Origin of the sequence: Acinetobacter sp. YH12105 (assembly GCF_013419095.1) — a bacterium.
GTDB classification, from domain to species: Bacteria; Pseudomonadota; Gammaproteobacteria; order Pseudomonadales; family Moraxellaceae; genus Acinetobacter; species Acinetobacter pseudolwoffii.
Map to the genome: position 1 here is coordinate 1 of NZ_VPAU01000030.1, position 10,377 is coordinate 10,377.

General features: G+C 37.0%; 12 protein-coding genes and 2 pseudogenes. 10 read left to right on the plus strand and 4 right to left on the minus strand.

Going from position 1 to position 10,377, the window contains the following annotated elements; translation table 11 throughout:
* Positions 1-259 precede the first annotated feature (259 nt).
* Positions 260-628, minus strand: coding sequence for a LysR family transcriptional regulator (locus FTU44_RS14445; protein ID WP_100329927.1), 369 nt, complete (start codon positions 626-628; stop codon positions 260-262).
* 305 nt (positions 629-933) lie between these two features.
* Between FTU44_RS14445 and FTU44_RS14450 the strand changes: the two genes are divergently transcribed.
* From FTU44_RS14450 to FTU44_RS14465, 4 genes are all read left to right on the plus strand, one after another.
* Positions 934-1,269 carry a hypothetical protein gene (locus tag FTU44_RS14450; RefSeq protein ID WP_180051242.1) on the plus strand — a complete coding sequence of 112 codons (336 nt, stop codon included), beginning with the start codon at positions 934-936 and terminating at the stop codon, positions 1,267-1,269.
* Between the two features lie 593 nt (positions 1,270-1,862).
* Positions 1,863-2,813, plus strand: coding sequence for a replication initiation protein RepM (gene repM, locus FTU44_RS14455; RefSeq protein ID WP_180051244.1), 951 nt, complete (start codon positions 1,863-1,865; stop codon positions 2,811-2,813).
* Entirely contained in the window at positions 2,806-3,381 is a 576-nt protein-coding gene (locus FTU44_RS14460; RefSeq protein ID WP_180051247.1) for a plasmid replication DNA-binding protein, read from the plus strand. Before repM ends, FTU44_RS14460 begins: the two co-directional genes overlap by 8 nt.
* A 19-nt stretch (positions 3,382-3,400) precedes the next feature.
* Positions 3,401-3,544 carry a hypothetical protein gene (locus FTU44_RS14465; protein WP_171293543.1) on the plus strand — a complete coding sequence of 48 codons (144 nt, stop codon included), beginning with the start codon at positions 3,401-3,403 and terminating at the stop codon, positions 3,542-3,544.
* 184 nt (positions 3,545-3,728) lie between these two features.
* On the opposite strand, the gene FTU44_RS14470 is transcribed toward FTU44_RS14465, so the two are convergent.
* Positions 3,729-3,932: a hypothetical protein gene (locus tag FTU44_RS14470; RefSeq protein ID WP_057979931.1), complete on the minus strand. Its 204-nt coding sequence runs from the start codon at positions 3,930-3,932 to the stop codon at positions 3,729-3,731.
* An 839-nt stretch (positions 3,933-4,771) separates the two neighbouring features.
* Here FTU44_RS14470 and FTU44_RS14475 point away from each other — a divergent pair.
* The 5 genes from FTU44_RS14475 to FTU44_RS14495 all read left to right on the plus strand — a co-directional run bounded on the left by FTU44_RS14475 (position 4,772) and on the right by FTU44_RS14495 (position 9,168).
* Positions 4,772-6,637 carry a copper resistance system multicopper oxidase gene (locus tag FTU44_RS14475; protein ID WP_104470970.1) on the plus strand — a complete coding sequence of 622 codons (1,866 nt, stop codon included), beginning with the start codon at positions 4,772-4,774 and terminating at the stop codon, positions 6,635-6,637.
* The gene (locus tag FTU44_RS14480) at positions 6,624-6,962 is read left to right on the plus strand and encodes a hypothetical protein (RefSeq protein WP_180051250.1); all 339 of its coding nucleotides are present in this window, start codon (positions 6,624-6,626) and stop codon (positions 6,960-6,962) included. Before FTU44_RS14475 ends, FTU44_RS14480 begins: the two co-directional genes overlap by 14 nt.
* Positions 6,949-7,893, plus strand: a complete 945-nt coding sequence (locus tag FTU44_RS14485) for a copper resistance protein B (RefSeq protein WP_004668309.1) — start codon at positions 6,949-6,951, stop codon at positions 7,891-7,893. Before FTU44_RS14480 ends, FTU44_RS14485 begins: the two co-directional genes overlap by 14 nt.
* 623 nt (positions 7,894-8,516) lie before the next feature.
* The gene (locus tag FTU44_RS14490) at positions 8,517-8,873 is read left to right on the plus strand and encodes a type II toxin-antitoxin system RelE/ParE family toxin (RefSeq protein ID WP_004668307.1); all 357 of its coding nucleotides are present in this window, start codon (positions 8,517-8,519) and stop codon (positions 8,871-8,873) included.
* The gene (locus FTU44_RS14495) at positions 8,866-9,168 is read left to right on the plus strand and encodes a helix-turn-helix domain-containing protein (protein WP_001140620.1); all 303 of its coding nucleotides are present in this window, start codon (positions 8,866-8,868) and stop codon (positions 9,166-9,168) included. Before FTU44_RS14490 ends, FTU44_RS14495 begins: the two co-directional genes overlap by 8 nt.
* A gap of 41 nt (positions 9,169-9,209) precedes the next feature.
* On the opposite strand, the pseudogene FTU44_RS14500 reads toward FTU44_RS14495, so the two are convergent.
* Both FTU44_RS14500 and cadR read right to left on the minus strand, forming a co-directional pair.
* A pseudogene (locus FTU44_RS14500) lies at positions 9,210-9,371 on the minus strand (IS6 family transposase); the annotation flags it as partial.
* 93 nt (positions 9,372-9,464) lie between these two features.
* Positions 9,465-9,857 carry a Cd(II)/Pb(II)-responsive transcriptional regulator gene (gene cadR / locus FTU44_RS14505; protein WP_000550240.1) on the minus strand — a complete coding sequence of 131 codons (393 nt, stop codon included), beginning with the start codon at positions 9,855-9,857 and terminating at the stop codon, positions 9,465-9,467.
* A gap of 89 nt (positions 9,858-9,946) precedes the next feature.
* On the opposite strand from cadR, the pseudogene FTU44_RS14510 reads away from it, so the two are divergent.
* Positions 9,947-10,377, plus strand: a pseudogene (locus tag FTU44_RS14510) (cation transporter); the annotation flags it as partial.

The following is a 10,377-nucleotide window of genomic DNA, read 5'->3' on the forward strand; positions in this document are numbered from 1 at the left end:
GAATGGTAAGCTGAAGACTGTTTTAGCTAAAGGTGCAGCATATGAATCCTTATGTCTTAAAAGCATGTAATTTTTAGTATTAAAAATAGCCCTCTGTTGAGGGCTATTTAACATAAAATCTCTTATACGAAATTCATCAGGCTAACGCCACTATACAAGGCATCACACCTATACACTTTTTTAGATTGGCTACTTGAATACAGCTCTGAAGGGACAGCTGGCTAACGCCACTATACAAGGTCACACACCTTACACTTTTTTAAAACTTGATCGCGGATCTGACTTTAGAAATGAATAGATCAATTGAATTTTGGTTCCTAGAAAAATCCAGCAGCAGCCCGTTTACTTTAGATCGGATCTCTTTCGGATCACTCAGCTCTCCATTCATTAAGTTTTTCAGTAGTCCACCCACTTTATTCATATCTGATTTTAGGCTGCGAATTTCCTGGATTGTTTTTATATCAGTCAGACTTTTAGGTTGATAACCCAATCCTAAATCACGCAAATATTGAGAAGCTGATAAATTTCCCTGAGCAGCATTTTCTTCAATTTGCTTTTTCTCAGCTTCAGTTACTACAACTTGAATTACTTTTTGGCGTATCCGTTTCGGCTTTTTTTGTTCAGTCATTTTTTCTATTTCCAGTACATTTTGGCTATGCCAAAAGCTCCGCAGGACAAGATGCCACGTTGAGCTGAAAGCGAATAAGTCGGGTAATTTATATAACCAGGGCTTGCCATGTTATATAACATTACACATCTTGCCAATATCACTGAAAGTTCAATTGCACATAAATGCATATAATTGCACATCAAAATGAATAAAAATCATTTAAAAGCTTATAGCTGCAGATAATTTCATATAAAATCGTATAAAAGCTCTTAATTGCATATAGTTGCACATAATTGCATAAATCAAAGAAAGAGGAAGTCATTATGGTCACCAGACATGGCGCTAAGAAATTCATCATCTCTGTATTACCAGAAATAGAAAAACGGCTGGAAGCTGGTTATACAATTAAGGAAATCCACGCTGATTTACCTGAGCTAGCGAACAATATTTCTTACAGTTCAGTTTTACGAAATTTGAGTAAAATGGGAATCAGTGAAAAAAAGCCACATCCAAATAAAATAGAAAAATCAGTCAACCTGGATACTGCTTCTAGTTCTAGCCAAAAAATAACGAATGCTCAAAGAAATCTTGAAAATCTACAGAAGCGACCTGAGAAATTTAAATTTGATCATGGAACAAATGATAAGGAATTAATCTGAGTCCTCTTTAAATATAGCTCTAAATGCTGCTTGTTTGCGATTTAAGCTCAAATTCACAGTGAAAGGTACAGAACGAGTGTCTACGAGTGAAATCGCTGAAATTCGCGCTTAGACTCTCTGAAAAACAATTTTTTAAATATTCGAATCTAAAAACTTTTAATTACATATATAAATTAGATCCCGGATCGAGCGAAGCGAGCAAAAAAAGCTCTATGAGCGAAGCGAATCCATTTGTTCTTATTATTTTGACTTTGCTCTTACCAATATTTAAATCATTTTCAGGATTGAGCCAAAATTGCCCCAACGAATCGAGCGAAAGCGAGATTCAATAGAGTTTGAGCGTAGCGAAAACCAAGGGCAATTTTTCCTTCCTTGGGCTTTTAATTATTTTAAAGTTTTTAAATGCTTTTAGATGGCTTGAAAGCATTATAAATAAAGGGTTTTAGCTCTTATATGTCCACGTTTACCTTGCAATATGTCCACGTTTACCTTGCAATATGTCCACGTTTACCTTGCAATATGTCTACGTTTACCTTGCATTAGTACACAAATAATATTAACGTGTACTTATACACAATAAAAAAATAGTGGCTATGAGAGATTTAGTTGTAAAAGACAATGCCTTAATCAACGCAAGCTATAACTTAGACTTAGTAGAGCAACGTTTAATTTTATTGGCTATTGTTGAAGCAAGGGAAAGTGGGAAAGGGATTAATGCAAATGATCCATTAGAAGTTCATGCAGATAGTTATATCAATCAATTTGGTGTGCACCGTAATACAGCTTATCAAGCCTTAAAAGATGCTTGTAAGGATTTATTCGCGCGTCAATTTAGCTATCAAGAGAAAAAAGCTAATGGGAATATCCGAAATGTTATGAGTCGTTGGGTATCTCAAATTGCTTATAACGACAATGAAGCAACTGTAGACTTAATATTTGCACCTGCTGTTGTTCCCTTCATAACCAGACTGGAAGAACAATTTACTAAATATGAATTACAGCAAGTTAGTAGTCTTAGTAGCGCTTATGCCATTCGCTTATATGAGCTTCTAATTCAGTGGCGAAGCGCTGGTAAAACCCCAACCATAGAACTACAAGAATTTAGAAAGAAATTAGGCGTTCTTGATAATGAATATTTACGGATGGCTCATTTAAAAGAGCGTGTTTTAGAGCTTTCAATTAAACAAATAAATGAGCATACGGATATAACTGTAAAATATGAACAGCATAAAAGAGGACGTTCTATTTCAGGATTTTCTTTTACCTTTAAACAGAAGAAGAAGGATAGCCCATCAATAGAAAGAGATCCGAATACTTTGGAGCTTTTTTCAAAGATGACCGATGCTCAACGGCATACGTTTGCAAATAAACTTTCAGAACTCCCTGAAATGGGTCGCTATTCACAAGGAACAGAAAGCTATCCTCAATTTGCTGTTCGTATTGCTGAGATGCTACAAGACCCTGAAAAAATCAAAGAACTATTCCCATACCTAAAAAAAGTGGGATATATGCCATCAAATAAAAAGGACGCAGTAAATGGCTAAGTTATCGCTAAGTGAGGTATCTAAAAAATTTCATATTGATAGGTCAACCATTTACAGAGCTGTACGTAATGGACGTTTATCACGCTCTAGTGATGGTCAATTTGACCTTTCGGAAGTTATTAGATGCTTTGGGGAGCCTGAGCAAACATCTCAAAAAATTGAATTATCTAAATCAGATAGCGATGAATCTACAAAAAAACTCATTATTCATTTAGAAAATGAAGTTAAAAAATATCAGGAACGTGAAGAACGTTTAATGCAGCAAATTGATCGTATGCAGACACTCATTGAATTAAAAAGTACTGCACCAGCTACGGCAATGCCACAACAAGATGCCACGGCATGCGACACTACAACACCACAGCATGCAACAACACATCAAGACAATGAAAATAAACAAAAAAAAGAAGATTTATTTTCCAGTAATGTGGCAGTACCACAACAAGATACCACAGCATACGACACTACAACGCCACAGCATGCCACGTTTCAAAATGTAGCTGTGCCACAACCTAAAAAACGTGGCTTATTTGGCCGGGTGCTGAATGCCGTATTTGATAATGACTGAGTTATAAGGGAGAAAGATCATGCCAAAATTGAAAGATATTGCCCTAGGTATTGTGGTTGCTCCTATATTGATCCCAATCATGCTGATTGCGTCTTACCAGGATAAAAAGGCGCTAAAGAAAGACCTAAATAAACGCCAAAAAGAAAAAGACCAGGCTTCCTGATTATTCACCTGGGCTTATCAAAGCCGTGGAACTTTGGTCAGTAAGTAAGCGTGGAACATGATAAATCATAAAAAAAGCCCCGATTGGAGAAAAGGGGCTTATAAGGTTGAACTATATCATTGAAATGTAAGATAAATATCTAAGCATTTCGTATAAGGTGTATTATGTTAATTTTAGGAAGTCTTTACAGTTGGCCTTCAAGTAACTGACCTATTTCTAACCTGGTATAGCCACGTTCTTTAAAAATCAAAATAATTGCTTTTTTATAATCTTCAGAAGTAGAAGTCTTATATTTAGTTATCAGTTGATTCTCAGAATTCAGCTCTAGATCATTTTTGATGGTCAATACTTCGCTAGAGATCCTATTAAAGATATTTAGGTTAAACATACAGGCACTCGTCATCCGTTATAGCGGCCCGACTACAACAAACACCTGCCTTAGCTTAGCTAGACACCCTTGGCCGCAAGGATTACAAATTAGACAAGATTCTGCAAGTTTTGCAGAATTGAGAGCCTGAATATTCGACGAAATTATTGTTCACTTAACATAATGGTTGTTATACGAAATAGAAAAACCTAGGCACTGGCCTAGGTCTTAAATTTTAAAAAATACATAAAAATTAAGGCTATAGTCTCAATTTTTTAACTTCGTATAACGTGTATTATGTTAATTTTAGAGAAACTACTAAATTATATTGAGTTGTAAATAGTTGAAATTCCGTTAAGATATTTTGGATTAAATTCTATTCCTAGATAGCATTCATGTTGACTCATCTCTCCAAAAAACTTTGGTTTTGTTTTCTTATGGTTTTTGCCATAGGATGGAGTAGTGTGTCTGTTGCATCAGTAAAGATAATGCATATCAATATGCAAACTGAAATGAGCCAAGATCATTGTTTAGATCAAGCACAGCAAGTCACTCAACATGGTATTAATCACGAAGTACAGACGAATACCGATTGCCATAATCATTTAGCTATTAATCAGAATATAGATCACAAAAAGTGTCAGGAATGTTCTAGCTTATCCTGCCAGACACAGATCTCATGTCTTCATTCTTTGCAAAGCTCGCTAGATCCCCTAGATACCTTCTATTCTATAGATCAGCCTAATTTTTATTACCTCAACCAATATCTAAATGGGTATTGGCAAGAAATTTCACGTCCTCCTAAAACTTAACCAATTTTTTTTAAAATTTATTTATTTTTCAAAAATTAAGGTTAAGTTATGTCTCATAAAATTAGTTCGTACCTATTAGCAGGTATTTGTTTTGCATCGTCGCCTTTGGTTTTTGCCGAAGTGCGTGAATATCAGCTTGTTATTGATGAAGCAGTGGTCAGCCCAACTGGAAAGCCTGTAAAGCGCATTACCGTAAATGGTCAATTTCCTGCGCCTTTGCTTGAGTTTGAAGAGGGTGATGAAGCCATCATTCGCGTGAAAAATAATTTAAAAAACCAAGATTCTTCTATTCATTGGCACGGACTGTTGTTGCCGGGCATTATGGATGGTGTACCAGGATTTAATGGTTTTAACGGTATTAAGCCTCAAAGCGAGTATGTTTATAAATTCAAGATTCGCCAAAGCGGGACTTATTGGTATCACGCTCATTCTAAAGGACAGGAACAAGACGGCTTATATGGTTCTTTTGTGATTTATCCAAAAGGTAAAACACCATTGGCAGCACATGAAAAAGCTGAACGTGACTATGTGGTGATGTTGTCAGATTTTCATGAAAAAACCAGTGATCAAATTCAGAAAGATCTTAAAATTTCAGCTGAATATTATCAAGATCAGCGTGAAACCTTGGGTGATGTTTGGAAGCAGGTTAAACGTGATGGCATAAAAGCGACATGGTCTGACCGCAAAATGTGGAATCAGATGCGTATGCTAAAAACCGACATGTCGGATGTTACAGGTTATACCTTCCTCATTAATGGCAAAACACCTGAACAAAATTGGACAGGAATGTTTAAACCGAATGAAAAAATTCGCCTACGTTTTGTGAATGCATCTGCGATGTCTTTCTACGATGTCCGTATTCCTAACTTGAAAATGACTGTGGTCAGTGCTGATGGTCAGCCTGTAAAACCTGTTGCTGTGGATGAGTTTCGTATTGGCACAGCTGAAACTTATGATGTGATTGTGGAGCCCAAAGGCGGACATTATCAAATTGAAGCTGAGTCAATTGACCGTGCAGGCTATGCGATTGGTACACTGCACAATGAATTAAATCCTATGACACATGGCATTCATATGCCTGCACCACGTCCACGCTCACTTTTGACCATGGAAGATATGGGACATGGTGGCGGTGATCATGCAGGAATGGATCATTCGAAAATGAACCACGGCAATATGCAAGGCATGGATCACTCGAAAATGGATCATTCAAAAATGAACCATGGCGATATGCAAGGCATGGATCACTCGAAAATGGATCATTCAAAAATGAACCATGGCGATATGCAAGGCATGGATCACTCGAAAATGGATCATTCACAGCATGGCACAGCAAAACCACAAGAAAATGATCAAGTGGTTTATGGTTGGGCAAATGCATCTACACCTGCGGGCAATAAAGCCTTGCAATATAGTGATTTAAAATCTTTAGAACCGCAAAAAGATACTCGTGAAGCTAGCAGTGAATTAGTAGTGCGTTTGGGCGGTACTATGGAGCGTTATATTTGGACGATTAACGGTAAAAAATTCAGCGATGCTGAGCCATTAAAAGTGAAGTATGGCGAGCGTATCCGTATCAAATTTATTAATGACAGTATGATGGCGCACCCCATGCATTTACATGGCATGTTTATGCAGTTGGAGAATGGTCAAGAGTCGGTAGATATGCCGAATAAACACACATTGATTGTACCACCGGGTAAAACAGTGACTGCTTTATTAACTGCGGATGAGTTGGGCGAATGGGCAATCCATTGTCATTTGTTGTATCACATGAGTGCAGGAATGATGAACAAGTTGATCGTGGCAAATGTTAGCGATGAACAAGTGTCTACAACGCCAATTCAAGGTACAAATTCGACTCAAACTCACCAAGTAACTGAGCAAAAAGGAGCTGGACATGCACATCACTAATTTTGTATTTAAAGCGTTTTTTTCTGTTGCGGTATTGAATTTAACAAGCTTAAGTTTGGCGCACGAAGGGCATCATTCAACTGCTCAGACTGATGGAAAAAATGTACCATCAATGAATCATCAAGCGATGTCTGAGATGGATCATTCACAGCATTCTCCACAAGAGCATGCACAACACATGCAGATGATGGGGAAAATGAATCATGCTGCACATTCAGCACCGATGAACCATCAACATGCAGGTCATCAGCCAATGCATCACAAATCAACAGAGAAACAGCAAGATCAAAAAGTACAGAAAGGAGATCAACATGCGCACCATTAATCTTTTTTCTAAAACTGTTTTAGCAAGCTCTTTGTTGATGGTCAGTGCAGTGAGTTTGGCACATAATGGTGAAGATCATAGTGCGCCTGAAAAAATGACAGTTGCTACATCTTCTAGTCAAAATCAGCCGATGCAAATGGATCGCTCTCAAATGAACCATAGCCAAATGAATCAGGCACAACATCAGGCAACATCTACGGTTAATCATTTACATCATGTACCAGATGCGAATGCTCAGCAGAGTTCGCATTATGATCATCGCTCAGAACACGGTGCGCAAATTTATGCGATTACGACAGTGGACAATAAGTGGCTTGTCAATGAAGATGGCACAGGTGATTTAAAGTCAGAGTTTGAAACCCGTATTGGCACAGATGAAAATAAGGTTTTTATTAAAATTCATGCCGATAAAGAAGAATCGCATGATGCACATTATGATGCCAAACTTTTATATAGCCGTATGATTTCAGACTTTTGGGATGCACAGATTGGTGCACGTTATCGTAGTGAAAAAGTTGAACTCAATGATCATCGCAAAGACACCGAAGAAAATGTTGATGCGGTGATTGGCTTACATGGTATGGCGCCATATTTCTTTGAAACTGATGCTTATCTCTATGCGGGAGAAGACAATTATGCGGGCTTTAGCCTAGAAACGGAACGTGATTTTCTGATTACGCAAAAGTTGATTATTCAACCTTATTTAGAGTTGGATGCTATCTTTAGTGATGACTCTAAATATGCGAAAAAAACTGGTTTAAGCAGTGCAACCGCAGGGTTTGAAACTCGCTATGAAATCAGTAAAAAGATCATGCCGTATATCGACATTGCCTATGAGTATTCAAAAGGTAATGATGAAACGTCGTGGCAAATAGAATCAAACTCTGAGAAAGGTTGGTTATATGGAGCTGGTGTTAGATTTAGATTTTAATTAATTTAATGATTACTAAATAGCTTTATTTAAATAAAACTCTAGCTTAGTGTGGCCGGAAGCAAAATGTTAACTTATTTTGCTTCCTTCCATTTAACATAATGGTGGTTATACGCAATACACTTGTATATTAATATAAATATCAATAACTTAAAAATTTAGTCATGACTAAGAAATCAGCAAAAAGTCGATTTTGAAACAAGTCGGCTTTTTTTTAGGCGGTTTTGATAGTTCTTGCCAATAATTTTGTTTAAAAAGTAGTCGATTTTGCGATTTTTTAAATTTTATCAATGCGTGAATGTTCAAAATTATCCCCATTTCTTGTGGATAAATTTCAGGCACTTTGTACGCTTTAGCTTACTCAAATTCCAGTTCTTTGCGGCTATCAGGATAGCTAGAATATCCCTACGATAGATTCATACAGGAACAGGATGTTCCGGAGCAAAAAACAACAATGATAAGTTCTAACACTAGGATTGTGAGGTAGAGCAGCACCTACCAAAGATCGCACAATAAAAAACCCCGGCAAGATACCGGGGTTTTTTATTGCCTATCCTTTCTCATTTGCAAAACAAACATAATGCCCCTAAAATATAGACTATAATCTATATTTTGGTTGTGGTATGTGGACAGTCATTACGACAGATCTATTTAATCAGTGGCTTGAACAGCAAGATGAACCTACACAAGAGAAGGTCCTAGCTGCCCTGGTTGTTCTACAGCAGCAGGGACCGAGTTTAGGCCGTCCTTTAGTAGATACTGTGTATGAGTCTAAATTTACCAATATGAAAGAACTGCGTGTTCAACATCGCGGTAGACCCTTAAGAGCTTTCTTCGCATTTGATCCCTTACGACAGGCTATTGTTCTATGTATTGCTGATAAAGGCGGTAAAAAGCGTTTTTATAAAGACATGCTGGATATTGCAGATGAACAATACCAACTTCATCTCACTACCCTAGGAGATAAATCTAATGGCTAAGACTCTGCAAGAATTGTTAGCTAGCCGCTCTCCAGAGAGCCAAGCCCGTATTCAAAAAATGGCTGATGAATTACTGCTAGAAAATCAGCTTCATCTTATTCGTGAAGAACTCGAAATTTCTCAAAAAGAGCTTGCTGAAACTTTGGGAATAAAACAGCCATCGCTTTCAGCAATAGAAAATCGTGGCAATGATCTTAAGATTTCAACCATGAAAAAGTATGTTGAGGCAATGGGTGGGAAGCTCCGTATTGATGTAGAGCTTCCAACAGGAAAACATATAGGATTCAACGTTTAACAATAAAAATGGGAGCTATAGGCTCCCATTTTTAGATTCGTATAACGTTGAACCCAACGGTAAATATTCGTGTGATCAACATTCACACCCCGTTCGGCCAGCATTTCCTGCAGTTCACGATAGCTAATGCCATATTTACAATACCAGCGCACAGCCCAAAGAATGATTTCGCCCTGAAAATGCCGACCATGGAAAGGATTCATATGCTGCACCTTTAGCTAAAACAGTCTTCAGCTTACCATTCGTGGTTATTTGCAACAGTGCCGATTTTTTGAAAAAAGCATAGGTCTAGATAATCAAGCTAGATTTTTTAAAACTCCACATTGGTCAATTGTACATAAACCATCACAAGTACCTCTTAAATCAGATAGTTGTTCAATAAGCTTTTGTTGCTTGATTATATTTTCTCTGATAGCACTGACATGTAAGTCAATTAATTCATTCACATCTGAACAATTTTTCTCAGGTTTGTCTTTATAGGTAAGTAATTGACGAATTTCATTCAAACTCATATTTAAAGTTCGGCAATTCAAAATAAATTTAATTCGCTCAACATAGCCTACATCGTAAAGGCGGTAATTTCCTTCCGTTCTTTCCGGTTCCGGAATTAAACCTTCCTTTTCATAAAACCTAATTGTTAATACTGAACATGAGGTTTTTTTAGAGAGTTCACCAATTTTTAAATGCATTGAGTTAGTATTTCCAAAGATTCTTGACTCTATAGTAACTATAGGGATTCTAATATTCAAAGTTTATAATTTTTTTAATGGGTATAATTATGAGTGGTTGTGGATGTAGTAAAGAAACACCATGCGAAGATAAGAAATCTCAACAAGAAAATCATCCATCAATTGCAGAAGCAAACAATTCAAAGAATTGTGATAATACGCTTAGCTGTTGTGGTGAAGAGGAAGAAAAAAAATCTTCATCTCCTTGCTGTAACACTTCAAACAGTTGTGAAGATACCGCTCAATCCTGTTATGGTTCTGATCCCAAAGAAAATTTAAGCACTGAAGACGTTTTAAAAGATTCGCACTACATGAGTGAATACTTAGTTCCCAAAATGGATTGTTCTGCGGAAGAACAGATGGTTCGTATGGCGCTATCTTCAATTGATGGTGTTCAAAAACTCATCTTTGATTTACCTAACCGTTCTTTAAAGGTTCTACATAATCAAAAAGATGAAAATATAACCACCAAACTTGAAGC